Origin of the sequence: Pseudothermotoga sp. U03pept (assembly GCF_051235805.1) — a bacterium.
Classification (GTDB): Bacteria; Thermotogota; Thermotogae; order Thermotogales; family DSM-5069; genus Pseudothermotoga_B.
Genome location: NZ_JBPNXV010000001.1, coordinates 1266476 through 1292643, shown reverse-complemented (window position 1 = coordinate 1292643; position 26168 = coordinate 1266476). Strand labels below are relative to the sequence as shown.

21 protein-coding genes and 4 tRNA genes are annotated in these 26168 nt (G+C 43.4%); 12 read left to right on the top strand and 13 right to left on the bottom strand.

The window, feature by feature from the left end; translation table 11 throughout:
- Positions 1-91 precede the first annotated feature (91 nt).
- The 8 genes from ACSFC1_RS06325 to ACSFC1_RS06290 all read left to right on the top strand — a co-directional run bounded on the left by ACSFC1_RS06325 (position 92) and on the right by ACSFC1_RS06290 (position 7172).
- On the top strand, positions 92-676 hold the full coding sequence (locus ACSFC1_RS06325) for a DUF4897 domain-containing protein (protein ID WP_435565263.1): 585 nt from the start codon (positions 92-94) through the stop codon (positions 674-676).
- The gene (locus ACSFC1_RS06320; protein ID WP_435565262.1) at positions 673-1413 is read left to right on the top strand and encodes an NAD-dependent protein deacylase; all 741 of its coding nucleotides are present in this window, start codon (positions 673-675) and stop codon (positions 1411-1413) included. Before ACSFC1_RS06325 ends, ACSFC1_RS06320 begins: the two co-directional genes overlap by 4 nt.
- A gap of 58 nt (positions 1414-1471) precedes the next feature.
- Positions 1472-2398 (top strand): carbohydrate kinase family protein, encoded by a 927-nt coding sequence (locus tag ACSFC1_RS06315; RefSeq protein WP_435565261.1) that lies wholly within the window; start codon positions 1472-1474, stop codon positions 2396-2398.
- A gap of 12 nt (positions 2399-2410) precedes the next feature.
- Positions 2411-3985: a CTP synthase gene (locus ACSFC1_RS06310; protein ID WP_435565260.1), complete on the top strand. Its 1575-nt coding sequence runs from the start codon at positions 2411-2413 to the stop codon at positions 3983-3985.
- Positions 3986-4084: 99 nt separating this feature from the next.
- A tRNA-Val gene (locus ACSFC1_RS06305) sits at positions 4085-4159 on the top strand.
- An 8-nt stretch (positions 4160-4167) separates the two neighbouring features.
- Positions 4168-4243, top strand: a tRNA-Phe gene (locus ACSFC1_RS06300).
- A 72-nt stretch (positions 4244-4315) separates the two neighbouring features.
- Positions 4316-4392: transfer RNA gene (locus ACSFC1_RS06295), tRNA-Ala, on the top strand.
- 1034 nt (positions 4393-5426) lie between these two features.
- Positions 5427-7172, top strand: a complete 1746-nt coding sequence (locus tag ACSFC1_RS06290; protein ID WP_435565259.1) for a hypothetical protein — start codon at positions 5427-5429, stop codon at positions 7170-7172.
- A gap of 34 nt (positions 7173-7206) precedes the next feature.
- Here the strand turns inward: ACSFC1_RS06290 and ACSFC1_RS06285 are convergent, their stop codons facing one another.
- The 12 genes from ACSFC1_RS06285 to asnS are packed head-to-tail and all read right to left on the bottom strand — an operon-like array spanning position 7207 to position 22311.
- The gene (locus tag ACSFC1_RS06285; RefSeq protein ID WP_435565258.1) at positions 7207-8205 is read right to left on the bottom strand and encodes a TIGR01212 family radical SAM protein; all 999 of its coding nucleotides are present in this window, start codon (positions 8203-8205) and stop codon (positions 7207-7209) included.
- On the bottom strand, positions 8106-9350 hold the full coding sequence (locus ACSFC1_RS06280) for an amidohydrolase (RefSeq protein WP_435565257.1): 1245 nt from the start codon (positions 9348-9350) through the stop codon (positions 8106-8108). Before ACSFC1_RS06280 ends, ACSFC1_RS06285 begins: the two co-directional genes overlap by 100 nt.
- Positions 9334-10794: a phospho-sugar mutase gene (locus ACSFC1_RS06275; RefSeq protein ID WP_435565256.1), complete on the bottom strand. Its 1461-nt coding sequence runs from the start codon at positions 10792-10794 to the stop codon at positions 9334-9336. Before ACSFC1_RS06275 ends, ACSFC1_RS06280 begins: the two co-directional genes overlap by 17 nt.
- Positions 10791-12341, bottom strand: coding sequence for an AAA family ATPase (locus ACSFC1_RS06270; RefSeq protein WP_435565255.1), 1551 nt, complete (start codon positions 12339-12341; stop codon positions 10791-10793). Before ACSFC1_RS06270 ends, ACSFC1_RS06275 begins: the two co-directional genes overlap by 4 nt.
- Positions 12342-12351: 10 nt before the next feature.
- Positions 12352-14277 carry an ATP-dependent helicase gene (locus ACSFC1_RS06265; protein WP_435566002.1) on the bottom strand — a complete coding sequence of 642 codons (1926 nt, stop codon included), beginning with the start codon at positions 14275-14277 and terminating at the stop codon, positions 12352-12354.
- Positions 14267-17578 (bottom strand): LptF/LptG family permease, encoded by a 3312-nt coding sequence (locus ACSFC1_RS06260; protein WP_435565254.1) that lies wholly within the window; start codon positions 17576-17578, stop codon positions 14267-14269. The genes ACSFC1_RS06265 and ACSFC1_RS06260 overlap by 11 nt, the downstream gene beginning before the upstream one ends.
- A complete protein-coding gene (gene phoU, locus ACSFC1_RS06255) occupies positions 17553-18257 on the bottom strand; it encodes a phosphate signaling complex protein PhoU (RefSeq protein WP_435565253.1) in 705 nt (234 codons plus the stop codon). The genes ACSFC1_RS06260 and phoU overlap by 26 nt, the downstream gene beginning before the upstream one ends.
- Entirely contained in the window at positions 18238-19032 is a 795-nt protein-coding gene (locus ACSFC1_RS06250) for an NAD(+) kinase (RefSeq protein ID WP_435565252.1), read from the bottom strand. The genes phoU and ACSFC1_RS06250 overlap by 20 nt, the downstream gene beginning before the upstream one ends.
- Entirely contained in the window at positions 19029-19325 is a 297-nt protein-coding gene (locus tag ACSFC1_RS06245; RefSeq protein WP_435565251.1) for a YggT family protein, read from the bottom strand. The genes ACSFC1_RS06250 and ACSFC1_RS06245 overlap by 4 nt, the downstream gene beginning before the upstream one ends.
- Before the next feature lie 5 nt (positions 19326-19330).
- Complete coding sequence (locus ACSFC1_RS06240) at positions 19331-20002, bottom strand: YggS family pyridoxal phosphate-dependent enzyme (protein WP_435565250.1); 672 nt, start codon at positions 20000-20002, stop codon at positions 19331-19333.
- Positions 19959-20978 (bottom strand): Holliday junction branch migration DNA helicase RuvB, encoded by a 1020-nt coding sequence (gene ruvB / locus ACSFC1_RS06235; protein ID WP_435566001.1) that lies wholly within the window; start codon positions 20976-20978, stop codon positions 19959-19961. The genes ACSFC1_RS06240 and ruvB overlap by 44 nt, the downstream gene beginning before the upstream one ends.
- A 34-nt stretch (positions 20979-21012) precedes the next feature.
- A complete protein-coding gene (gene asnS, locus ACSFC1_RS06230; protein WP_435565249.1) occupies positions 21013-22311 on the bottom strand; it encodes an asparagine--tRNA ligase in 1299 nt (432 codons plus the stop codon).
- A 92-nt stretch (positions 22312-22403) separates the two neighbouring features.
- Between asnS and ACSFC1_RS06225 the strand changes: the two genes are divergently transcribed.
- The 4 genes from ACSFC1_RS06225 (at position 22404) to ACSFC1_RS06210 (ending at position 25702) form a co-directional block, all read left to right on the top strand.
- A tRNA-Cys gene (locus ACSFC1_RS06225) sits at positions 22404-22479 on the top strand.
- A gap of 81 nt (positions 22480-22560) precedes the next feature.
- Positions 22561-23955: an RtcB family protein gene (locus ACSFC1_RS06220; RefSeq protein ID WP_435565248.1), complete on the top strand. Its 1395-nt coding sequence runs from the start codon at positions 22561-22563 to the stop codon at positions 23953-23955.
- Positions 23952-25319 (top strand): MFS transporter, encoded by a 1368-nt coding sequence (locus ACSFC1_RS06215; protein WP_435565247.1) that lies wholly within the window; start codon positions 23952-23954, stop codon positions 25317-25319. Before ACSFC1_RS06220 ends, ACSFC1_RS06215 begins: the two co-directional genes overlap by 4 nt.
- A complete protein-coding gene (locus tag ACSFC1_RS06210; protein WP_435565246.1) occupies positions 25295-25702 on the top strand; it encodes a SoxR reducing system RseC family protein in 408 nt (135 codons plus the stop codon). Before ACSFC1_RS06215 ends, ACSFC1_RS06210 begins: the two co-directional genes overlap by 25 nt.
- On the opposite strand, the gene ACSFC1_RS06205 is transcribed toward ACSFC1_RS06210, so the two are convergent.
- Complete coding sequence (locus ACSFC1_RS06205) at positions 25684-26139, bottom strand: ferritin family protein (protein ID WP_435565245.1); 456 nt, start codon at positions 26137-26139, stop codon at positions 25684-25686. The genes ACSFC1_RS06210 and ACSFC1_RS06205 overlap by 19 nt on opposite strands.
- Positions 26140-26168 lie beyond the last annotated feature (29 nt).

Genomic DNA, 26168 nt, shown 5'->3' with positions numbered 1-26168 from the left:
GAAGGAAATCAAGAACGGTACGAAGGAGGTAGTACAGATCGACTGACAATTCTTCCTGTGGTACTATAGAGAGCAGAAGGGAGGAGGATGTGTGAATCAGAAAACACTTTTCTACATACTCATTGCATTCATAGTCTTTTTCATCGTGACACAACTTGTTACGACACTTACACAGAGACCGCCTTTTGAGATAGCGTACTATAGAAGCAGAATGGAATACGATTACACAGGCCAGGCAACCTTCACAGCGACGGCTGGCCTTTTTTTCAAAGATAAGTCCAAGCAGCAGCAGTACATAAATCAGTATCAACAAGCGTCGTTGTCGACCTTCAAGGGCTATTTCGACGATGTCAGCAAGAAGATTGGTAGACAGATAGATGTGATATCGATGAACTCGACGATTACCGAAAGATCTGGGATTCTTGAAGTACTTGAGATTGCAAGACTTTCCAACGCAGCCTCTGTAGAAAATGGTGTAGTTGATACATCTCTCAAAGACATCACGATCTACTCCGTCGGCGATTCTGAAATCGTAGTAGTTGTCCCAGAGGATGCTCAGATACTGACAGCAGAACCTACGCCGACAAAGGTGGTACTCAACCAGATATACTGGCAACCAGACAAGGCATCTATGGTCTTTCCAAAGGTTGTCTTCAAGAAGGGTGAACAGAATTGACCGATCAATTCCTTGAACTTCTGAGGTCTTCCAAATATGTCGTTGCTTTGACAGGCGCGGGTATCAGCACAGCCAGTGGTATACCAGATTTTAGAAGTCCAACGGGGCTTTACTCTAAATACCCAGAGAGTATCTTTGACATAGATTACTTTTTTGAATATCCCGAGGTGTTTTACGAATTCTGCAAAGAAGCATTGATACCGATGACTGAAGCAAAGCCAAATTCCGCACATCTCATGTTGGCAAAGCTTGAACAGAAAGGCCTTTTGAAAGCTGTGATCACACAGAACATAGATGGGTTGCATCAGAAAGCAGGCAACAGGAAGGTCATAGAACTACATGGGACGGTTTTTGAGTATTACTGCACTCGGTGTTTCAAGAGATTTGAACCTTCGCAGATCAAAGAGATGCTTGATGTTGCACAGATTCCAGTCTGTAGTTGTTCGGGATTGATACGACCCAACATAGTTTTCTTCAAAGAGAGTCTACCTCAGGAAGCGATCAGCGATGCTTATTTACATGCATCTAAGTGTGATTTGATGATCGTCTTAGGGAGCTCTTTGGTCGTCTATCCTGCCGCGCAGATTCCAATAGTTGCGAAATCAGCCAAAGCAAAACTCGTCATAGTGAACAGAGGAGAAACAGGTCTAGATCACATATGTGATCTGAAGATTCAGGAAGATCTCTCTGTTTTCGCGCAAGAATGTTTTTCTGCTGCCCCAGATCTTTTCAACTGAAAGACTTTGTTTTATACTACACAAGGATGAGTAGAAAAAAATCAGGGAGAGAAGAACGATGAACGAGAAGGTAGCAGTCTTTGGGAAAGTCAACGTTGATACTATCTTGTACATCGATCAACTTCGTATTGGTGAAAACCACCACTGCGAGAAAACGTTGGTTGATGTCGGCGGGAAAGGTGCAAACACTGCGATAGCTTTGGCAAAACTCGGTGTGAACTGTCATCTAATAGCCTGTGTTGGCAACGATGGGATCTCTCAAAGTGTTGTGAAGAAGATAGAGAAATACGGTGTTGATACTTCTTTTGTCAAGAGTTGCAACGCTCAAACGGGTAAGACTTTCGTCGTCGTGGAGTCGAAGGGTAGAAACACTATGTTTCACGTCATGGGAGCCAACAGTTATCTCACTCCGGAGATGATAGATTGGACCTTCATGGAAAAGTGCTCGGCGGTTTTCATTCAGTTCGGTATACCAATCGAAACCGTACGTGAGATCGTGTTGATGTCGAAGAGAAATGGCAAGTATGTGTACATCGATCCAGCGGGATTTGCAGATGAATCAGTTTTGGAAATCATAGCTTACGCAGATACAGTTGCTCCAAACGAAGTGGAACTGTTCAAAATCACTAAGGAAGTGGAATTGGAAAGAGCAGTGAAAAAACTTCTCTCAACTGGGGTTGAAGAAGTAGCGGTTAAACTGGGTGCAAGAGGAGCAAGTCTTTTCTCTGAAAAAACCTCCTTACATATCGACTCATACCCTGTGGAGGTAGTGGACACAACAGGTGCTGGAGATGTGTTCAACGCAGCTTTCATCATGGGGAAGTTGAGAAAGCTCCCGTCGAAAGACCTTTTGAAAGTCGCAGTCGCGGCATCTGCTCTTGCAGTGACAAGACAAGGGACATCGAGTTCAAGCCCTATCAAAGAAGAGCTGGTTAGCTTTCTAGAAGAAGTCGGTGAGAAAATGCTGATTTCAGAGCTCTCATGAGAAGGTGATCTTGTGAAGAAGTACATCGTTGTGACTGGTGGTGTTCTCAGCGGAGTTGGGAAAGGCATCTTCTCCGCTTCTTTAGCGAGGTTGCTCAAAGAGTGTGGCATAAAGGTGAGTGTCTTGAAGATCGATCCTTATCTGAATGTCGATGCTGGTACGATGAATCCAAATCAGCACGGAGAGGTTTTCGTGACAGAAGATGGGTACGAAGCAGATCTCGATCTGGGCCACTATGAAAGGTTCTTAGGGGAAAACATGAGCAAGAAGAACAACATAACCGCAGGACAGGTGTATTCATCGGTTGTTCAAAGGGAAAGAGAAGGAGGATACCTTGGTTCGACTGTTCAGATAGTTCCGCACGTGACGGCTGAAATCAAAAGGAGAATTGAATCGCTTGAGGGAGATGTGAATGTCGTTGAAATAGGTGGCACAGTCGGAGACATCGAGAGTGAAGTCTTTCTCGAGAGCGTTAGAGAATTAGCTCTGGAAAAGTCGGCCGATGACTTTCTTTTCATACACGTAACCTACGTGCCTTATCTAAAGGCATCGAATGAATTCAAGACGAAACCAACACAACAGTCTGTTCAACTTCTGAGAAGATCAGGAATAAATCCGGACATGATAGTTGTTAGAAGCGAAAGTCCGATAAATGGAGACAGTGTCAAGAAAGTGGCTCTCTTCGGTGGTGTACCACTGGAGATGGTGATCAATCTTCCAGATGTACCCAACGTCTATTCTGTGGTCGAGATGCTCAAGAACTACGAAGTACACAAGAAGATCGCTCAGAGGTTGAAAATCGTGCTCGATGAATCTCATTTTCGCTGGGATTATCCAAAGACCTTCAAACCGTACAAAATAGCCTTGGTAGCGAAGTATCTCGGTACCGATGATGCGTACAAGAGTATCAACGAATCTGTTTTTCTATCAGGTTGTACAAAGCCATCGATCGTAGATTCCCAAGCACTTGAGGAGATGAGTTGGCAGCAAGTTTGTGAACTTCTGTCAGAATACGACGGTTTCATCATACCGGGGGGCTTTGGCAAAAGAGGTATAGAGGGTAAAATAAGAGCTATTCGCTACGCGAGAGAACACAAAAAACCCATTTTGGGAATCTGTCTTGGGCTGCAGCTGATGGTGATAGAATTCGCCAGAAACGTTGCTGGATACGAATCGGCAAACTCGACTGAATTCGATCCGACCACACCCCATCCCGTGATAACTTTGATGGAAGAACAGAAGAAAGTCTTACAACTCGGAGGGACGATGAGACTTGGAGCGCAGCCAATGCGAATTCTGAGAAATACAAAGCTTTGGCAGATTTATGGTGAAATCGAAGACGTCTCAGAAAGACACAGACACCGTTACGAGATCAACCATGAAGAATACGCCGATCTTTTCAAACTTCCGGGAGAAGATGGCTACAGACTTGTCATCAGCGCCCGATCGAATTTCGTTGAAGCCGTTGAACTGGAAGATCATCCGTTTTTCATAGGCATACAGTATCACCCTGAACTGAAAACAAAAGTGGGAAATCCCCACCCACTTTTCACAGCATTAGTAGATTCAATCAGCAACAATCGATAGATCGAAAGCGATTTTGTGCGGTTTTTGGGCTATCAGATTTTGACAGGTACTTGAAAAGCAAAGAGTTGTGTGATAGGATATTTGATGGTTTGTCAAGGTGGGTGCGTAGCTCAGAGGGAGAGCGTCTGCCTTACGAGCAGAAGGTCGTAGGTTCGAGTCCTGCCGCACCCACCAAAGGGAGTGGCCAGGTAGCTCAGATGGTAGAGCACTGGACTGAAAATCCAGGTGTCGACGGTTCGATTCCGTCCCTGGCCACCATCTTTTAGAGTGGTTCCAAGGCTTCGTTTGAATCTTCTTGCAACTCAGATACTGCGTGTGAACAGAGTTATTGGGGCCGTAGCTCAGCTTGGGAGAGCGCTACCATGGCACGGTAGAGGTCGTGGGTTCAAGTCCCATCGGCTCCACCAGAGGGCTTAAGCCCTCTTTTTGTTTCACAAAAGCCTACCGAAATCAAATCTACCACAATGAATACCACTCAGGAAGTTTTTTGAGAAGGTTGTTCTGAAATTAACTTCACAAACCAGATGATTCGATGAAGATGAGATAGTAAGCTAGTTTTGTATAGAGCAAAAATTCATTCACCTTAGTAGAAGTTCTAAGCATTTACAGCGATGATTAAAGTCTGAGAGATCTTAGTTGAGGATAAGTTCCAAGATGCCCCTGAATTGTAAGATTGAGCGAATGATGATATTACTTTTCAGTCTTAGTCGGGCTTTCAGAAACTTTTGTTACACCGATAGATCGTATATTATATTGTGGGAAGACTTCCTGGGAATTTTGATAAAGGCGCCTTCGTAAGATTGGGATAGGTCTAAGTTGTTGGTAAGTATCAAGACAGCGTTATAAAAGGGAAATACCCGTGAAAAACATAGATCGTTGATGAAAACCCCATGAACAAAATCACCTACCCACATTGGAAAGGCTGCAAAATCAGATTCATAAGTTTTCGAAAAGATCCAAACAGCTGAGAATCTCAGAGATAGAGAAGTTAAGTTGTATCGGTATCAACGGTGCGAAACTCAAAAAACTCGCAGAGAATTGTCAGAAGGCAGGAAAGTTAATAAAGATGAGAACCACACAACTGAAGAACAAGTTTTCAGAGTGAAAATGAGGAAAGAAATTGACAGTTGCATTCCTACACCAAGAAAGATGTTCTGGACTTAACCTTCATTTGAACACTATTCCTTTTATTTCTGCACCTTGCATACCCCCCTCGAAAGTTCCTCCTACCATCTTCATGGATTCATCTCCTATTAGCTCTCATCATTTCAGCATCTCTCAACCTTTTAACATTTCTTTGGGCGCGATTTTGCTTCATCATTTGTAGAGAATACCAATGTCGGTATTCTTCTTAAACTGGTTTTATCAGAATACACCTTTTATGATAATTTTTATTTAGTGATCTTTCAGCAATCACACTTTTTCGCATGGGGGTGTTTTGATGAGCAAGTCTTTCAAGGTGATCGCAGTACTACTGGCGATCTTCTCGATCTGGGGGTGTTTGAAACTTCCCGATAACAAAGGTAGACTCGTTGTGAATTTACATCAATTGAAATCCATTCCAAACACACAGCTAGTTGCAGGAACAATCAGCATACAGAGAACAGGTAGAGTTTTGCAAAAGAGTTTTTCCTGCCCCGTATCTGAGATTGTCTTTGAAGGTATCGAAGAAGGACTTTGGTTGGTAAGTGTTCAGTTGATGGACGACAAAGGATATGTCATATACATTGGTTCACAGTCTGTCACGGTTGAGGCAAACAAAAACAACTATTGTGACTTGATTCTTGAGCTGAACAGTGCAGATCTTCTTTTGAACGTCACGGTACAATCTGACAACGTGGACAGTCTTCTGATCGATCTGATCTGTGGAGATATCACGCATAGTGAGCAAGAAGATCTTCAAGACAATGTAGCGATCTTTGATTTCAACGATTTGAAAAGCGCTGTCTGGGATGTGAAGTTCACGCTCTTTTCACAACAGGCAACGGTTCTAACAGTACCACAAAGTGGCTTTTACGGCTTGGAATTGCAGCCTGGAAGGACAAATTCTTTCAACGTTACAATAGATCGCTTTGGAAACTTGAATGTTGAGGTATCTTTGTCAGTGTTAAACCCCGTTAGTGATGCAACGCTCACAAATCTTGAAGAAGGCATAAAGATAGATTGGCAACCCGTTGAAGGTGCTGTGGCTTATGATCTTTACAGAAAGAGCGGCAACTTTTGGCTAAAACTCAACTCAGAATCACTTACACAGTGCACGTTCACAGACACAGATGTGGTCGAAGGTGAGACGTACGATTACGTGATAAACGCAAAGTCCACCGATGGTCTTCACAGCGGTTTTTCAAAGATTTTCAGCATAAGAAGAGATACCAAGAGGATCTTCGTTGGAATTGATGCCAAGAAACTCTATCGCCTAAGAGCAACATCAACAGGCTTCGAGGTTGTTAAACAGACGACCTTTCTCGATGATCCAGGTAGTTTGATCACCATTGGTGATGAACTCTACGTCTCTGCTCGTAATTATCTGAAGATGACAAAACTCGACTCCACTGACTTCGATGTTATCAGCACAATGAACAGCAGTACATTTGTGGCAAGAGTAGACTTCAACAACGAGTATCTGTTGGCAGTGAATTCAAATGCCTTGTACAGAGTGAAACTGAGCGATTTTCAAATAGAGCAGTTCGATGCCTCAGGTTTGAACTCAGTCTCGGCAGATGAACTTCTTTGCACTAACACATCGACAGTGGTTCAGCTGCGAGAAGTAGAAAACCCGGCTGTAGTAATAGCGGAATTACCTGGTAGTATAGGCTATACAGTGAAAGATCTGCTTTTCGTGTACAGCAACCAAACTATGAGTTTCTACAGATACACAGGCACACTTACTCACTTAGGTTCTGTGACGCTGCCTGACGATCCAAAATGCGTTTCACTGGACAGCGAAGGAAAATACGCATATGTTGGGACCTTTAGCGGTTTTTCTGTGATCGATCTTCAGACTATGACAAAGGCAGATTTTTCAATGTCTTTGTTGAGAGCTCTGATGGTTTTCGACAAAGAGCTTTTCGTAACTGCTGGCAAGACTCTCTATCTCTACGATTTGACCAATCCCATCTCTCCAGCTCTCAAAGTTTCATATTCCTTTTCTGAAAACTGCTCAGAATCAATGCTCTTCATCGACTGAATTACTTTGAAGGCGGGTACATACCCGCCTTTTTTCACAACACATTTTTCTTCTGCCATTCTTTCCACTCTTTGCCTTGGAAGGTATCTTCCTTGACGAGTTCTTTTTCTATTCGTTCGACTATTTCGATCTTTGACATGCCCCAATTTCCAGCAACTGTCATATCTTTAGGAGGATCTGAAGCAAGACGATGGATTACGATCTTTGGTGATAGGTTTTCTAAGAATCTAACGACCCGTTCTTTGTACTCGTCAAAGTCCAGCAACTTAATCTGCCCTGTCTTGAAGAGATTTTCGAGTTCTGTTCCTCTGACAACGTAGAGAGAGTGTACCTTTACCCCATCAACATCGAGCACAGACAAGATTCGAGCAGTCTCTATGACATCCTGTATGCGATCCCAAGGAAGGTCTACGATGACGTGAACAACGATCTCAAGTTTGTGTTTCTTCGCCCTTAGAACCGCGTCGATGAACTCAGCTAGTCCATGACCCCTGCTGATTCTTCTCAGTGTCTCGATATTCGTCGTTTGAAGCCCTAACTCAAGCGAGACATCAACTTTTCTGCGAAACTCTTCAAGTAATTCGAGTACGGGTTCTCTAACACAATCAGGTCTTGTCGAGACAGCGAGTTGAACGATACTTTCATCTATGAGTGCCTCTTCATATCTATCTCTCAAGATCTCAACTGGTGCATACGTGTTGGTGAAGGCTTGAAAGTACACGATGAATTTCTCGGCTTTATATTTTGCCATTGCCCACTCTCTTTGTTTGATCACTTGTTCTCTTATTCGGAGGTTATGAAGGGTGTTAAAGCCACTACCGGTAGGATCACAGAATATGCACGGTGTTCCTTGTTCACGGTTGGGACATGTGAAACCAGCATCTATGACGAGCCTATGGACCTTTGTACCGTACCTTTCTTTGAGATACTGACTCAGTTTCCTGTATCTATCAATCTTCTCATCACCTCGATAGCTTTCCTTTGAATTTCTGATTGGTCGATCGTCGGATAAGTGCCATCCAAATATACCCACTTACCTTTCACCATCGTTCCAAAGATATCCATTGAACTTGCCGAATGAACCAGATGTGCCTTGAGAAACTCTCGCGGCAAGTACCAAGGCTTCTCTATATCCAAGACAACCAGGTCTGCGTCTGCACCCACCTCGATCCTACCAGCCGTTAATCCAGTTGCTCTTGCGCCGTTTATTGTCGCCATCGCCAAAGATTGATCCAGCGAAAGATTGGTTGGATCATCCATTTTCTGCAAGAGAGCTGCCAATCTCATCTCGTAGAAGATATCTAAAGTGTTATTGCTTGCAGCTCCATCACTGCCAAGACACACCTGAACTCCCTGGTTTAACATTTGCTGAACAGGAGAGATACCGTTTCCCAATTTCAGATTACTCGCTGGATTATGTGCCACAAAGAAATTCCCTGCTGCCAACAACTTTATGTCTTGTTGTTTTATATGAACACAATGCGCAAAGATGACATTACACTCAGACAACGTGGTGCTGAGTATCTGTGAAAGGGAATAATCTTCCTCTTTTGATTCATAAAGGTGCATCGTGACGGGTGCTTTCAGATCGCGTGCCACCTTTGCCACCTGATCTATGTACTGAAGAGAACAGCTGTATGGAGCATGTGGCCCAAATCCGATCTTTATCATACCATTCTTGTTATTCCACCTTTGGTGGTATTCGACATTCTGATCCAGTTTGGCTTTGCCAGTACCTTTGGCATCTGTTAGACCACGAGTTATCAAGGCTTTCATGCCAAAGTCGAGTGCTGCCTGTGCTATTGCATCGCAGTGGAAATACATATCAACGTAGGCAACAACACCCTTGCGAGCCATTTCCATCTGAGCGAGCATTGTGCCGTAATAGACGTCTTCTTCAGTCAATCTGTCCTCTATTGGGAAGATCTTTTTGAAAAGCCAATCTTGCAAGTGCGTATCTTCGGCAAGACCGCGCATCAAGGTCATCGGAGCATGAGTGTGTGCGTTGATTAAACCGGGCATGATCAGTTTACCAGAAAGATCATATCTCTGGTCTGCCTCTTCTTGTCTGTAATTATCTATCTGGTAGATCTGTCCATTCTCGATCAGAATCTTCGAGAAAGTTGGTTGAGAAAAGGCATCTTTGAGGACCAAGGCGTTTTCAAGTGAGATTCTCAATCTCTCTCAATCCCCCTTCCAATTTCTCGATCTTTCTCTTCGCCCTCTGTTGATTTTCATCAACAACCTTTATGTACACCTTCAACTTGGGTTCGGTACCAGATGGTCTGATATAGATCTTTGCACCTTCCACTTCCATGAGCAGAGTTTCATTGGGTATCTTTTCATCGTTACAGTAATCATACACCTTCTTCACAGGAAACTCTCCTATCCTGCTCAAAGGGAACTTGGAGAGATTTTCGTACAAATATCTTGCCTGTTCGGCAGTCTTAACCTCGATAGAGACTAATTTTTCAAAGTGATAACCGTATTTTTCATACAGATGATTCAGTCTTTCAACTGGATCAAAGTGCATGCACATGGTAGATATAAAAGCTGAACCAAGTACGCCATCCTTGTCCCTGACTAGATCACCTGTCAGATAACCACAACTTTCTTCAAAGGCCAGAAAGTAATGAAAGTTTGGTTGCAAGCTTCTTTTCTCTATTTCGGCACCGATGAACTTAAACCCTGTTGGTGTCTCCTCGATCATTTGGTTTCGTTCTTTGCAGATTTCGTTGACCATATCTGTGGTGACGATCGTTTTGAAAAGAAAACTGTTCGGAGGACTTGTCTTTCCCAGAAGGTCGGTGAGTAGGACGCCGACCTGATTACCCGTCAACCTTACACCACGAGCCATGAATCCGACTCTGTCACAATCTGGATCTGTCACAATTGCGAAAGGTATTTGATATTTGTCCATGTAGTGCTTCGTGCGTTCAAAAGAACTCTCTTCTTCTGGATTTGGAACTGCCACACTTGTGAAATTGGGATCTGGCAGCATCTGTTCTTCGACACAGATCACATCGAAACCGAGCATTCTCAGAACAGTCGGCACAAACTGTGCACCAGTTCCATGAAGTGGTGAGTACGCTATAGTGAATCCTTTTGAATTCGCAATGAAAGGCTTTACAAGCTCAACTACCGAGTTGATGTAAAGATCGATCAACGTATTTGGTACCATCTCGATCTTTGAGGTTGTAGAAGGTGTGAGGGGTTTGTCGATGAATGAAGAGATCTTGTCAGTATAAAGTGGAATGGCTTGAACACCATCTTGAGTGTAGACTTTGAAACCGTTGTACTCTGGAGGATTGTGGCTTGCAGTTATGACGATCCCAGCCTTCAACTTCATCTGTCTTATTGCAAAGGACAAAACTGGTGTGGGTACGGGTCTGTCGAACAAATAGCTTTTGATGCCATAGGTTGAGATAGCCTCAGCCGCGAGTAAGGCATACTGTGCCGAATTCTTTCTCGTGTCATATGCAATCGCAACACTTTCCAGTCCTTCGCTGATCATCCAACTGGCAACGGCTTTACTTGCCCTAAGGATCAAATCTTCGTCGAATTCACCCCTTCTCATGATGCCTCTTATGCCACCTGTGCCAAAAAGCACCACATCGCTCACCTACCGAAGATTTCTTCTCCGCCAACCATCCTCAGCAGTTCACTTTTTCTTTCTTCATTTGTCAGGCATCTCAGGACCATCCTGTCATTCGCTCTCTCTACGACAAAATGCCTGTCAGCTTGAACTGCAATTTGGGGCAGATGTGTGACAACAATTGTCTGAAAGTTCTCCGATACCTCTTTAAGTTTCCTTCCAAGAATGTTACCCACCATACCACCAATACCAGCATCCACTTCATCAAAAACCAAAATTTGAGATGAGAACTTTGAGGCACATACGAGCTCCAAGGAGAGTAAGAGTCTTGACAGTTCACCACCAGAGAGAATACCCCTTACAGGCAATCTTTCACCATTTGGAAGACTCACCGAGAACTCGACTTCATCGATCCCATTTGAAGTCAGATCTGAGAGCTTGTCTATCTTCACAAAGAATTCGATCTTCATCGCCAGATCTTTGAGATGTTTCTTGACTTCTCTCGATATTTGATCTGCTGCTCGAAGACGATTCTCGTGGATCTTTTCGGCTAAACTAAATGCACGAGCTTTTAGTTGGACCATTTTCTCTTTGGCACGAGAAAACTCCTTGAGTTTTTCTTCGAGTTCTCTTGCTTTACGTTTTATGTTCTCAAAATGCTCTATGACATCTTTGATTTCCGGACCGTATCGCCGTTTCAAATCGTTGTAAGCCCAGATTCTTTCCTCGATCTCTTTGGCATCCTCGATTTCTGTCTCTTGAAGAATAGATTTTGCCATTCTGTTCAATTCTTCTGATTTTTCAATGATTTCCTTGAGAAGCTCTAAAAACCCTGCCGGGAACACAGAGGCGATTTTCTCAACACTGTGTAGTACATCCCATAAAGATACGAAGCCGTTTGGAGAATCATTTTCCATTACCAAGTTGATCTTAGAGACTATCTCTGCTATCTGCTGTTGCTTTAGTATCCTTTGATACCTTTCCCTTAAAAGTGTTTCCTCCTCTTGAGATGGATCTATCTTTTGAAAATAATCGATCTGTGTCTGGAGATCTTCCAGCTGTTTCTGTGTTTCCTCAACATCGAAGTCAGTCATAAGTTTTTCGAGTTCCTTCAATCTTTTGTACGTTTCTTGGTATTCTTGGAAAAGATCTTGATCGTTTTGAAAGACATCGAGAAAGGCAAGTTGATTCTTAGGTTTCAACAGACCTGTTTGTGAGTTTTGCTGATGGAAATGCACCAAATCTTCAAAAATGGCTTCGACCATCCCCTGCGTGATCATTCTTCCGTTGAGTCTATAGATCCACCTTCTTCCCAAAGAGAGACTCACTACTATCTGATCTTCACCAATATCAAACTGCGAAAGCCTCTCCTGTGGCAGACTAACCAAAGCTTCTATATAAGAGTCGTCGCTAACTGGCAGATCCACTTTCCTTCCAAAAAGTGCTTGCAAAGCCCTCAACAAAATTGATTTTCCAGCACCTGTTTCACCCGTGATCACGTTCAATCCATCTGATAGATCGAATTCAAATTCATCGAAATACAGCAAATTCCTCCCGGCAAAACGTATGACCATAACTTCCTCCTCAGAAGGACAGATCTATTTGTTCCACCAAGTTCTGCGGTATTCTTTTCACAAAATCAACTCCGTTCGCCCAGTACATGTACGGCACCGATGAAAATCTTTGTTTCAAGATGTACAGTAACTTTCTCGGGCGGGTGATTGCCACGTAAAAAACTCGCTCTTCTTCATCGAGATTTCCATCGGCGAGCGCATAATAGCTTGGAAAATCACCTGGATTCACACTAAGAATGAAGACTACATCCCATTCGAGTCCCTTTGCCTGATGTACTGTTGTCAATGTGACTTTGTTTTTCGAGTTGCGCTCTTCCTCTTGCGATTCACTCAAGGTCAAATCTGACAGAAAACGTTCCAAAGATTTGTATCTCTCAGCGATCTGCACCAATCTCTCTATGTCCATCTGCCTATCTCGATAATCTTGATAAGTATCTTCAAGGTACTGCTCGTAGAAATCTTCCAAGATCACAGTTATTTTTTCACTCACACTCTCTCTTTCACAGATCTTGGTCAAGAGTTCAGCCAGTTCTCTAAACTGCGTCTTCTTTGAAGAGAATTCCTCAACGATCTGCGTGGGGTTTTTATCTGCTGGCGACTGGCTTGCGAATTCTGCAAGAGCTGCTGCTGTCTTTGCACCAATCCGAGGGAAAAGTCTTGCTATTCTACTCCAGGAAATCTTATCGCGAATGTTCAAGAGAACTTTGAGAAAGGCAAGAATATCCTTTACATGTGCTGTTTCGGTGAAGCGAATGCCAGAGAGTATCTTGAAATCGATCTGATTTCTTGAAAGCTCTAACTGAAGATCGAGCGAATGCGAATGACTTCGATACAGCACGGCTATCTCACCGGGTTCAAAACCTTCTTCGATCAGCCTGAGTATCTCGCGTGCTACAAAACGCGCTTCTTCTTCTTTGTCGTTTGTTTCAACCAAGAGAGGTTTTCTCCCGTTCGGCTTGACAGCTCGCAAAGTCTTAGGAACGGAGTTTCTTGGCAGAACTTTGTTTATCAACCTAACTATGCTCTCATCACTTCTGTAGTTCGTTTGGATTTTGAAAAGCTTTGTGTTTTTCACCCTCATGAAATCCTGCACGTTCTCATACCGCGCACCACGGAATGAATAGATGCTCTGCGAATCATCGGCCACTACCAGGAGATTTCCGTGCACCGTTGCGAGTAATTCAACGAGTTGCAACTGTAAGATATTGGTATCTTGAAACTCGTCGACCAAGATCCATTTGTACTTCGAGGCTTCTTTCATACGCAACGAACTGTTTTGTTGCAGAATCTGGACTGCGAAGATCAACAGATCATCGTAATCCACACAGTTTTGATTTCTCTTCTCCAAGGTGTACTCGCTGTAGATCTTTTCGATGATCTGTTCATAGTCAATGAAGTTGGGATTGATCTTCAAGATAGCCTCTCGCAGAGATGTCAGCGTGTTGGCACAGTAGGAAAAGATCTTTTGAAGAACGTTGTGGCTCGGAAAGTGCTCTATCTCACCTTCTCTTTCAAGAACAACGGTTCTGAGATGCTTGATAAGACTCTTTGAGTCTTCCTCGTCCAAGATCGAGAAGTTCGGAGAAAGCCCCACCCTTGGAGCATACTTTCTGAGCAACAGATTGCAGATATGGTGAAAGGTGCCGGCTGTGAGTTCATCGAGGTCCATGCCGGTAAGGATCTTAGCACGCTGGATCATCTCATTTGATGCTGCCCTTGTAAAGGTCACTAACAAGATCTCAGAAGGCTTCACTCCATTGCTCAACAGATGGAGCAATTTGTACGTTATAACCCTTGTCTTGCCAGATCCTGGACCGGCTATGACCAAAGATCTGCCCTGTGATTGTAGAACAGCCTGTCGTTGTTCCTCGTCGAGTTCGTTGAGATAATCAGACAAATCATATACCTCCGTTCGAATTTTAACATCAAAAAACATTTGCATCAAAGGCACCTGTGACAGGATCGACCGTGAAGGCTTTCTTTGGAAATTCCTTTATGTAAAACTTGAAACTGAGCTTCTGAATTGAGAAGGTGGGGTCTGTTGAAAACTGACTCTCGAAGACAAGTCCCCAGCAATGGAGATCTTTCTCTAAGCTTATTCTCAGATCGCTGATCCTTAACGTCTCTGTGTTCATGTTTATGTGAAAGCCAATCGTTGGATCAAATCCAGAGAGGTTATACGAGAATCTCAATCTGGAAGATCCTTTGAGGTAATAACCTGAAAACTCATGATATGTTTTAGCGACATAGAAAGTTCCCTTCGTCTCGATCGATAAAAGATCGAATGGCTGTGCGCTGAGTTTGTAGACGAATCTCACATTTGGGTTGCTCATAAAGAAAAAATCTACACCTTTAATGGTGAGGGTGTTCGTAATAATGTCAACAGGTTGTTCCCTATTGTAATAGTAGGTGAACTCAGTCACATGTCTTAATGACCTGTAGGATATATCTATGTCGTAATCTGTTCTGTAGAAGATCTTCTCTTCTGTTTTGTAAACGGTATTTGTGTAAAAACCTATTCCAAGCTGCCATACCTTGAATGCACTACTGCTCTTGATCGTGAGATCGTCCCATTTTGATGTGAGCAAATTGTAGGAGGTCGAAAATTCAAAAAGAGTGGTCGGTATATTCAGCTTCGTCAGAAAACCAACCTCTGATTTTTCGGAAGCGTTGCTAAAAGAGGAATAGACATCGTTCTTTATGACACCGACTCTCGAGTAGGAAACAGAAGTATTCAAGAAATCAAACGGTTTAAAAGTCAGTCTAGTACTGAACAGTTGCGCGAACCTAAAGCCAATCTCTTCAACACCAAAACCTGACCACACGCCTGCTACGATCGAATTATCAACCATCCACTCAAGAGGACCAAGATTTGTTCTGACTGTCTTGAACGGAAGTGTAGAGTCTATAAGCAGGTTTGTTCTCTTAGTGGGTTCGTAGTCGTTTAGTTCATAGAAACCGAAGAGATTGACCTGTAAGTTCTTGAAAACAGCGGGTAATTTCACAGATAGAGTTGAATTCAATCTACCAGTCATGTCGAACTCTTGAAGATGGTTAAAGAGTGAACCTTCGGTGTAATCGACAGAACCGCGATGGTAGAAAGAATTGATTGTGAGAGTAAAGGGGTCGAAGGCTAATGTCGTTTTTCTGAGTTCCACATAAGGCAAGATCCAGGAAACTCTGTTCGAACTGTCGAGTCTCGAGAACTGTATAGATAGTTCTTTCACAGGAGAGAGTTGATACTGATAGTAAGTTCTATCGTTAGCAAAGAGAACTCTGAGCCTTGAAGAAAAAGGTTTTGTTGAAGAAAGCGTTGTGTCAATTTGGTAAAGATCTCCTTCTTCAGGTGGCTGACGTATGTAGTAACTTGAGTTCAGCTGCACGGAATTCCAGTTTTTCTCCAGATCAAATTGTGCATACCTGCCAAGGCTATCGCCTTTCTCTTGCCAGCCTATCCTGGCCCCGATCGAACCGTCCTCGAAGGTGACGTTGTAAGAGCTTTCAAAAGAAAAGCCGTTTGATTTCGAGTATCCTGCCTTCACTGCAAAAGGTTGGGGACCCTCCCTGAGTGAAGTGAAGTAAACTGGAAGATACACTGTTGGCACACTGAATATGAAAAGAACGGCATCATAGGCGGCCAGATATTCGTTTTCCTTTATTTCAACCTTTATAGCTTGCATTCTGTAATGAGGTTGATCCAGCTCACATGTGGTCAGATAACCTCTTTCGATGAAGGATTCTTTTTGCAGTCCTTCAAAGGTTTTGCCACCGAAATAGATCGTGTGCTTCTTTTTCTCTTCGTCTGAATACACTGTCTTTCCGCGTATCTGTGCCATCAGAGAGCGCTTCTCGGCGAAGGTATACACAAAGTTCTGGCATTTAATCGATGTATCTTTTTTTGTGTACGTCACGTTCTCTTCTGCAATAATCTTTTCGGCATCGCCCGAAGAACTCAGCAGAACTGTGAGCTTTTGACATTCGATTCTCGAATCTTCAAAAGACGCCACGATCTCTCCAATGAAAACTACCGATGTCGCGTCGTACGTGGCAGAACTCGCACTCACTGTTAGTTTCTCTGCGCCCATCACATTGGAAATCGTGAGCAACAATAGAATCACAAAGAACTTTGACAGACTTTCTCTGAGTCTATAACTCAGCGGAGTATCTAAGAGCAGAAAGAGAAAGATGCCGGTGATCCCAAAGAACAGATTTGGTAGCCACGCAGAGAGCACGGGGTCGATTAACCTCTCTTTACCCATAGCACCAAGCCATGCACCAGAACCTTGGTAGAGAACGACGATGACGAAGGTCAGGATAACACCCCAAGACTTACTCTTCAAGTTGAACATCAGTGAGAGTGGTATACCGACCAGAACAATGATCAAAGGTCCAAGCGAGATAGAGTAACGGTTGTGAAATTCAACGACCCACGGAGCAGGGTCTATCCCAAGTTTTTTAAAGGTTGCGATTCTGTCTCTCAGTTCCTCACTTTTCATGTCTTTTGGTGTTTTGCCAACTCTCATGATCGCTTCAAGATCTTGCTTCAGATCGAGTTCAACTTTACTGAACTTTACGTCAAACCTGAGCATACCTTCTCTGTCAACTCTGTATAGTCTGCCGTCGTACATGTACCATTTTTCTTGTTCTTTGACTACCTTTTTGGCTGTGATTATCTCTTCCTCATTCGGTTCATTTCTGAAAAGAACCACGTTTTCCAGTATGCCGTTCTGCCTGTCATATTTCTTTACGTAGAAATATTGACTTTCGTCGATCTTAGTCAAAACATTCTCACTGATGAAAACCTCTGGTCTCTTGTAGACGAATCTTGAAAGCACTTGATTTGCCTTTTGGTTGTATTCCGGTACAACTCGATCACTCAACCAGTAGGTCAGCAAGCTCAGAAAGACCGACAACAGCAGAAAAGGTACGATGAGGACCTTGAGGGATATACCGTGAACTTGAAGAGCCATCAGTTCATGATCTGTGGAGAGTTGTGAGAGTACCCAAAAGATTGCGAGCAAAACACCAACAGGTATTCCAAGCGCGACGAAATACGGCATGTAGTAATAAAGAACTCTGAGTAAGACCACAATCCCAACCCTGTGCCTGACTATCAAATCTGACAACTGGTAGAGAACCTCAACACTGACAAAGACTACAAATCCAGCCAAACCTATCAGTATAGGTCCTACGGAAAGCTTGGAAATGTACTTAGTCAGGATTGTCAAACAGAACACCTTCGCTTCGCTTGAAAAGCTTCATCTCGTCTTTGAAACATTTGTACGATTCGCCTGTCACTATGTATAGTATGATCTCGACTATGTTTGTCGAAAGATCTGCTATTTCCTCCATCTTTTGTGCTATCTCGATGAGCAGAGAGCTGCGATCGACTGTTTCAGGTTTGTTTCGTGCCGAGTTGAGGAGTTCATTTCTGATATCCAGATAGAGTTCGTCAACTTCGGCGTCCTTTGAACAGATCTCAAATGAACCTTCAATCTGCAAGTCTGCAAGAACTCTAAGACTTTCTTTGAGCAAGTTTGAGGTCAATTTGCCGAGTTTCAAGAGATCTGGGTTGAAAGTCTGTTGCTCTCTGAGGATGGTAATCGTTATCTGTGAAATCCTTCTTGCGTTGTCACCGATTCTCTCGAAAATATTCGCAAGTTGCATACTGCCCACAATGAAACGCAGTTGGATGCCTGTGAGGTTGTGAATGCCGAGCATTACGGCAGCCTCTTCCCTCAGTTCTACTTCCATCTGGTCGAGGACGTTGTCGTCTTCTATGACTTGCTTGGCTAATTTTGTGTCCCTACTTTCGAGTGCTTCTATGGAACGCAGAAACATCTTCTCGGTGTACCATCCCATTTTCATCAATGCTTTCTTGAATCTCTCAGTTCTTTCATCGATTATCCATTTCATGTCGGACACCTCTTCCATAACCAACCTTTTCCTTCAAGACCATGAAGAAGTCATAATAATCTGGTCTTAGAAGGGTGAAGTAATGCTCAGATTTGGTAATCACTATCTCTTTCGATCTGCCAATCGCCGTTCCATCTGCGAGGATCTCGCAATCCTTGTTAGTGCGGACTGTTGTTGATCTCTGATTTGGTACGACAATGCTCCTGTTCTGCAAATAATACGGGGCTATCGGCAGAAGCTGAAGAACATCACAATTAGGCGTAACTATGGCTCCACCGAGTGAAAGGTTGTACGCCGTTGAACCTGTAGGTGTTGAAATCAAAATCCCATCAGCGAAAAAGGAAAGTTTGGAACATCCGTCGAAGAAAATCTCATATTCACTCATCTGACGAGATGGTGTGTGGAAAACTACATCATTGACGGCATCGGCGTCTTGACCTTCGAAGTACACCTTGATCATCCATCTCTTTTCCTCGACGAGTCTGCCTTCTCTGAGATCACTTAGGAAACGATCTGCTTCTTCTATTTTGTAATATGCCAAGAAACCTATTCTGCCTGCTTTGAAGCCAACGATAGGGACTTTCAAATGCTTTATAGCTTTCAAAACAGTGCCATCTCCGCCTACGACGATCGCAAAATCACAACTCTCTTCCAAGTTCTCACTTTTCGCTTCGATTATCTGTTTTATGCAGATCTGTGAACCAATTCTTCTTGCCAGTTCTTCAGCTTCTTCTTTTTTATCACTTCTGAAGACGATCGCTGCTGAACTCTTCAACGTATCACCACCGCCAGATCGAGCAGAGTGTTCACCGCGAATACATCGAGAAAGGTCAGAATCAAGATCGCAATCATCGGGGTTATATCTACAGGTCCAATTGGAGGTATTATCTTTCTCAAAGGTCTCAGAATGATCGCAGAAACGCCGTCGACAAACTGTCTGAGTGGATAATAGTGATAGGGTGTGACCCAACTCAAAATCGCCGAAAATATAACGCAGACCATTTCAAAGTATATGAATATCCGGAATACCTTGGCTATAGCGATGAGAAAGTTTGAGATCACAAACACTTTGCTCACTCCCCTTTGAAGATAGCCCTGCCAACTCTTATCATCGTTGCACCTTCTTCGATCGCGATCTCAAAATCATTGGTCATGCCCATAGACAGATGTATGATTGAAGGATACCGTTCTTGGTAAAAATCTCTCAGTCTCCGTAGTTCTCTGAAGATAGATCGAATTTGCGTGAGATCTTCTGTAAACGGAGCCATCGTCATCAGCCCAATGACTTTTACATGTTCAAGCGTATTTGCAAAATCGAGCACTTCTTCAAGCTGAGATTCATCTAAACCTGATTTTGTTTTTTCGTGAGATATGTTCACTTCGATGAGAATCTTCTGGATTTTCCGGTGCCTTGAGGCCACTTTTTCTATCTGCAAGAGTTCTTCTTTTCTACACACCGAGTGGATGTACTCACAAATGGGAACGATGTACTTGATCTTGTTCGTCTGTATTCTGCCGATGAAATGCCAGTTCACACCTTCAAGAACTCGAGATTTCTGAACCAGTTGTTGGGCATAGTTCTCAGCTAAGTCTTTGACTCCAAGATGAACGATCTGTTGAACTGCATCTAAATCTGCTTCTTTGACAACCGCAATCAACTGTACAGAATTTGGATCTCGTCTTGCCCGCCTTGCGGCATCTTCAATTCTCGCTTTGATCTTCTTCAAGTTCTCCGAAAGATCCATCGAAAAGTCCTCCTCTGATTCGTGATGAATATCCAAGATGTGAATAAGCAAGATCTGTCGCAACTCTACCCCTTGAGGTGCGAACTATCAAACCCTTTTGGAGCAGATAAGGTTCATGGACCTCTTTGAGTGTGTCGATCTCCAAGTTGAGTGTCGCAGCAAGTGACTCGATTCCAACCGGTCCGCCGTCGTAGATCTCGATTATGGTTTTTAAAATCCTTCTATCCAACTCGTCTAAGCCAAGTTTATCGATTTCGAGAATATCCATTGTCTTCTCCACGAGGATTCTGTCTATCTCAGTCTTTGCCTTGACTGTAGCCACATCCCTTGCCCTTCTGAGTAATCTCAGCGCAATCCTCGGGGTACCTCTTGATCGTTCGGCAATAAAATGAGCTGCTTCTTCTTCAATTTCAATTTTCAGAATCTTGCATGCCCTCTTGATTATCTCGACCAGCTCTTCTATGTTGTAGAACTGCAACTCCAAAATCATGCCAAAACGACTCCGAAGTGGTGAACTGAGCAAACCACTTCTGGTCGTTGCACCGATCAACGTAAAAGGTTTCAAAGAGATTCTAACAGAACGTGCTGTTGGACCTTTTCCTATCATTACATCGACTTTGTAGTCCTCCAAGGCTGTGTAGAAGATCTCTTCGACTGTCTTGTTGATTCTATGAATCTCATCGATGAACAGAATATCTCCGTCATTGAGTGTTGACAGTATCGCGGCGATATCACCTTGTCTTTCGAGCACGGGACCGCTTGTTATATAGATATTTGTTCCCATTTCTCTTGCGATCACCAAAGCAAGGGTTGTCTTGCCCAAACCAGGAGGACCTGCGAAAAGAATGTGATCTAAGGGTTCGTTTCTCATCTTTGCTGCCTGAATAGCTATTTTGAGTTTTTTCTTGACCTCTGCCTGTCCTATGTAGTCATCCAAACTCTGAGGTCTGAGTGAAGACAGTATCTCACCGTTCATAGCTGAGTTGATCGTATCCACTGTGTAACTCCTCTCATGGATATATCCTGTAAAGGGTTCTAGCAAAGGGTATAGCCTCTCTTATGTGTTCCAAACCACAGATCCAAGCGACAGTCCTTTCGATACCCAATCCAAAACCACTGTGTGGAACACTTCCCCATCTCCTCAGATCGAGATACCACTGGTACTTCTCCTTTGGCAGATTGAATTCTTCAAGTCTTTCGAGTAAGAGTTTGTAGTCGTGAATTCTCTGAGAGCCACCTATGATCTCGCCATAACCTTCAGGTGCTAAAAGATCAGCACAAAGGACTACCTCTGGTCTCTGAGGATCTGGTTGCATGTAGAAAGCCTTGACCTTCCTTGGATAATGCGTCACAAAGACAGGTTTGTTGAAATTCGACGCGATGATGGTTTCTTCATCGCCACCAAAATCATCACCCCAAGTGACGTTCAGACCATTTTTCTGAAGCAGCTTGATTGCATCGTCATATCTGATTCTTTCAAACGGAGGTTCTACCTTTTCGAGTTTTGAAGTATCCCTTCCCAAAGCCCTCAGATGCTCGCTCGCATTCTCAAGAACGTACTTGACAATATGAGAAACCAGTTGTTCTTGCAACTTCAGATTGTCTTCGAATTCGTAATAAGCCACTTCAGCTTCGTGCATCCAAAACTCTATTAGATGTCTTCGTGTTTTGGATTTTTCTGCTCTGAAGGTTGGACCAAGATTGTAAACCTTACCAAAAGCCATGCAGGCAGCCTCCAGATATAGTTGGCCTGTCTGCGTTAGATAAACCTTTCCGTAGTCAAAATAATCGAGTTCAAAGAGGTTGCCAGCCGTCTCGCCAATAGCACCTGTGAAGATGGGTGTATCGATCAACGTAAAGTTCCTCGCTTTGTAGAACTCTCTTATGGCTCGAAGGATTGCATCCCTAACCTTCAAGATGTGGAACTGTCTTCTCGAGCGCAGCCACAGATGTCTGTAACTCATCAAAAAGTCTATACCATGATCCTTTTTCGAAATGGGATAGGCTTCCTCTGGTATCTGAATTGGTATCACATCAGTTGCATGAATCTCTACTCCGTAAGGCGATCTCTGATCCTCGACAACCTTTCCTCTTACAACAGCACTCGATTCGATTCTAAGCTTTGATGCTCTATCAAAAGCATCTTGACCGCTAAAAGAGCTTTCGACAACTACTTGCACAAAACCAGTGCCATCTCTGAACTGAATGAAGTGAATTTTGCCACTTGAACGGATATTCCACACCCAGCCACGCAGCTCTACTTCCTCACCTATGTGCTCTCTTAATTGCTCGATGTAAAACCAATTCACTGTAGATCCCTCCTCGTTATCTTTCTTTTTTAATGATAACACCTCATGCGATACTTGAACATTCGAAGTATCATGGTATAATATCACTGCAAGGCGACGTAGCCAAGTGGTTAAGGCGGGGGTCTGCAAAATCCCTACGCGTGGGTTCGAATCCCACCGTCGCCTCCAGAGGGGAAGTGATTTCCCCTCTTTTTTTATCCTACTTGACTATTTCTCTGGCAGTTGCATAATCATCTTAGAGGTGATTCGATGGACATCAAGCGCCTCGATCGTTTTGTATTCCGAATAAAAGGGATCAACGTCGATGCAATTGTTTTCACAGATAATGAAACTATCAACGACCCTGAGTTCAAGGAGGCTCTACAACAGATTGTGAATGTCACTCACATGCCTGGTGTGATTGCGGCAATTGCTATGCCAGATATCCACTGGGGTTATGGTTTTCCAATAGGTGGTGTTGGAGTTTTTCCAGTCAAAGGTGGCGTTATCTCTCCTGGTGGCATAGGATTTGACATAAACTGTGGCGTAAGAGTACTGCTTACTTCTGTGACTGAGAACGAGGTCAGACCATTTTTGGAAAGATTTCTTCAGCAAATCTACAAAGAAGTTCCCGTTGGTGTTGGAGCAAGTGGTGCAATTAAGGCTGATGAAAAAACCTTGAAAAGAGTTTGCATTGATGGTGCTCACTGGGCTGTTGAAAAGGGATACGGGACCAAGCAAGACTTGCAGAGGATTGAGGATACAGGAAAATTGAAGCCAGCTGATCCGGAACACGTGTCAGAAAAGGCATTCAAAAGAGGTCTCGATGAGTTGGGTACGCTTGGTGCGGGCAATCATTTCATAGAAGTGCAGACGGTTGATCAAATTTTCAGCAAAGAGATCGCAAAAGCATTTGCAATTTTCGAAAAGCAGGTGGCGATTTCAATACACTGCGGTAGTCGTGGTTTTGGCCACCAGATTGCAACTGATTACATCCAGATAATGCGCGACAAGCTATCAGAACACAACAAAGACCTACCGGACAAACAACTGATAAACGCACCATTCGATCATCTCATAGGTCAAAGGTACTTCAGCGCTATGAATTGTGCTGCGAATTACGCATTTGCGAACAGACAGATCATATCTCATGCTATAGAGAGAGTTTTTGAAAGACTTTTTCCCTCTCACAGAGTCTGGCTTCTCTACGATGTGGCTCACAATATAGCGAAGGTAGAGAACTATGAGAAGCAAGTGATCGTGCATAGGAAGGGAGCGACAAGATCTCTTGGACCTGGCAACTCTCTACTCACAGAAGAGTTCATCGATACAGGACAACCAGTTCTCATACCGGGAAGCATGGGCAGTTCATCGTACATCTTGGTTGGCACCAAGAAGGCTGAAGAGATTTCTTACGGCAGTACTGCTCATGGTGCGGGAAGAGTTCTGGGGCGAAGGGCTGCTCTGAGAGGTTTGAATTATGAACAGATCTTGAAACAGCTCAGAGACAGAGGTATAGTCGCTCTGAGTAAAGAGAAAAAGACATTGATCGAAGAGGCACCGAGTACATACAAGGACGTAGACAGAGTAGTAGAAATAGTTGATCAGATAGGTATATCAAAAAAAGTAGCACGATTGGTACCAATGGGCGTGGTAAAAGGATGAGATTTTATCTCAATTTAGAGGGCATCGCTTCAACACTTTACATATTGCTCACACAAGGCGCAGTTTTCACAGGACTTGCTTTGGCATTTGGATTAGATGAGTTCCTTATAGGTGTGAGTGCTGCATTTCCAATGATCGCTCAGGTTTTTCAGGTGTTATCACCCTTAGTCATGAGAAAGTTCCCAAAGCGGAGATTCTTGACGAATCTCTTCAACTTGCTCTCAAGGTCTCCTTGGATGTTGCTGATGATCTTTTTACTCTTGCCCAACAGGAGTCCAAGCGTTTTTGTGATTGTTTTTGCCTTTTCACAGATCTTTGGAACCTTGGCTGGCAATGCTTGGACATCCTTGGTTAGAGATCTCATACCCGAGGAAGAAAGAGGTAATTTCTTCGGCAGACGGAACATCTACATCTCTCTTGTAACCCTTGTTGCTTTTTATGGCTATTCGCTGATCATTGAGAGATTCAAAGATCCTCTTGGTTACGAGATTGTCATAGGCATAGGAATGCTCGGAATGCTTCTCTCGTTGTGGTCGCTGAAGAAGGTACCTGAAGTCCCATTTAAGAGTTCAGGTGCACTCATCGAGACAAAAGTGGTTTTCCAAGATTACAACTTCATGAGACTGTGTACTTTTTACTTTTTTTGGAATGCAGTGATAGCTTTCACATCACCTTTTTATAGTTACCACTTGCTGAAAAATCTAAATGTACCCTTCTCGTATATAGGTGTCTCAACGGTGATCAACAGCCTTGTCGCGATGGCGTTTTACAGTATCTGGGGTAAGTTGTCCGACCGGTACGGTCACAAGACGATAGCTGTTTTAGGCATTATTATGGCATGTTATGTCTCGCCCCTGTGGATACTGATGAACCAGTACACTTGGAAGTATATGATGATCGTCGATGTAGTCATGTCTGGTATCGCGTGGTCTGCGATAAACTTGACTTTCTTGACCTTACCAATGGAAGTAGCGCGAAGTTCTTCTCCAGCCTATTTTGCGATCTATTCCACCTTCGGTGGAATAGGCGGTCTAATAGGAGCTGTTCTCGGTGGTGTGACCGCGAAGCTACTTTCGTCAGTGAGTTTCTCTATATTGGGCATCCCAATAGTCGGGATACAGATAATGTTTTTCACGGCAAGTTTCTTAAGGGCTTTAACTTTGAAATTCATCCTCAGGGTCAAAACAAAGAGATATGTGCCAGTCCGAAGACTCATTGTCAGCGCCTTGTCTCATATTCCCCGCAACGACATGGCAAGGACCAATGGCACAGATCTCTCAGATCTCGGTAGGATGATAAAAGAAAAGGTTGAGGACACCAGACTCATGGAGGCGAAAAAATGGCGAGTGAAAAGATGGTGGTAGTGCAGATAAGAGATTCGACAGTGGTACTTGAAAGGGAAAGAACCTCTATGTGTGGTAAATGCCCTGCGAATATGTTTTGTACTGGTGAAGCACAAAGGATAAGATTAGAAATTGAAAAGGGCGATTTTCAACTCAGTGTTGGTGATCGCGTTGTAGTAAAAACGCCAGCAACAAGCGGTACAAAAATTGCTTTCCTCGTCTATACAATGCCCACAATCATTTTTGTCGTACTGCTCGTGCTGGCGATGAACTTTTTTTCAGAAATACTTTCTTTCACCATAGCAGCTGCAGCTGTTGGTCTTTACTATTTCTTCCTGAAGCTCTATGATCGAAAGTTTAAAAAGAAATTCAAGCCACAGATCATTCAAATCGACCGCGATTGATTTATTAGATCCAACAGATGTTTCTTCTCTTCAACGATTATGGCTTCTACGGACTTTCTTTCGTCACCAGTGTACGGTAAGAGTTCAGAATAGAAAATTATGCTGTCCTTTTCCACGTCTATTGCTAGACTAAAGGCTTCCTGTAGTGTCAGGCTGCGTTTTGATCTCTCGATCTTCGGAAAGATAGAAACGTCGGCAAGACTTTTCAGATAACCACTAACTTCCTCATCGATCCAGGTTGAGAGCGAGGGTGAATCTTTCGTGTGGCTTATCAAGTTTCTAAAAATCTGTTGATGCGCTCTTTCTTGTTCTGCTAAATGCGTGAAAAGCTCCTCGAGTTTCTTATCTGACTGAGTTTTCGCAAGTGAGATGTAGAAATCGTAGCCATTTGCCTCAATCTGAACAGCAATTGACAGAAGATCTGACAAGGATACCATCACTCCACCTCCAATCTTTTCAGAGATTC

Bases quoted from the DNA above. Each gene is read 5' to 3' on its own strand.
- ACSFC1_RS06210 (WP_435565246.1), top strand. From the start codon at position 25,295: ATGGCGAGTGAAAAGATGGTGGTAGTGCAGATAAGAGATTCGACAGTG.
- ruvB (WP_435566001.1), bottom strand. From the start codon at position 20,978: ATGAACGGTGAGATACTGTCTTCACTCAGACCTCAGAGTTTGGATGAC.
- ACSFC1_RS06215 (WP_435565247.1), top strand. From the start codon at position 23,952: ATGAGATTTTATCTCAATTTAGAGGGCATCGCTTCAACACTTTACATA.
- ACSFC1_RS06265 (WP_435566002.1), bottom strand. From the start codon at position 14,277: ATGTTTTTTGATGTTAAAATTCGAACGGAGGTATATGATTTGTCTGAT.
- ACSFC1_RS06220 (WP_435565248.1), top strand. From the start codon at position 22,561: ATGGACATCAAGCGCCTCGATCGTTTTGTATTCCGAATAAAAGGGATC.
- ACSFC1_RS06270 (WP_435565255.1), bottom strand. From the start codon at position 12,341: ATGGTCATACGTTTTGCCGGGAGGAATTTGCTGTATTTCGATGAATTT.
- ACSFC1_RS06240 (WP_435565250.1), bottom strand. From the start codon at position 20,002: ATGGATCTTTCGGAGAACTTGAAGAAGATCAAAGCGAGAATTGAAGAT.
- ACSFC1_RS06315 (WP_435565261.1), top strand. From the start codon at position 1,472: ATGAACGAGAAGGTAGCAGTCTTTGGGAAAGTCAACGTTGATACTATC.
- ACSFC1_RS06290 (WP_435565259.1), top strand. From the start codon at position 5,427: ATGAGCAAGTCTTTCAAGGTGATCGCAGTACTACTGGCGATCTTCTCG.
- ACSFC1_RS06205 (WP_435565245.1), bottom strand. From the start codon at position 26,139: ATGGTATCCTTGTCAGATCTTCTGTCAATTGCTGTTCAGATTGAGGCA.
- phoU (WP_435565253.1), bottom strand. From the start codon at position 18,257: ATGAAATGGATAATCGATGAAAGAACTGAGAGATTCAAGAAAGCATTG.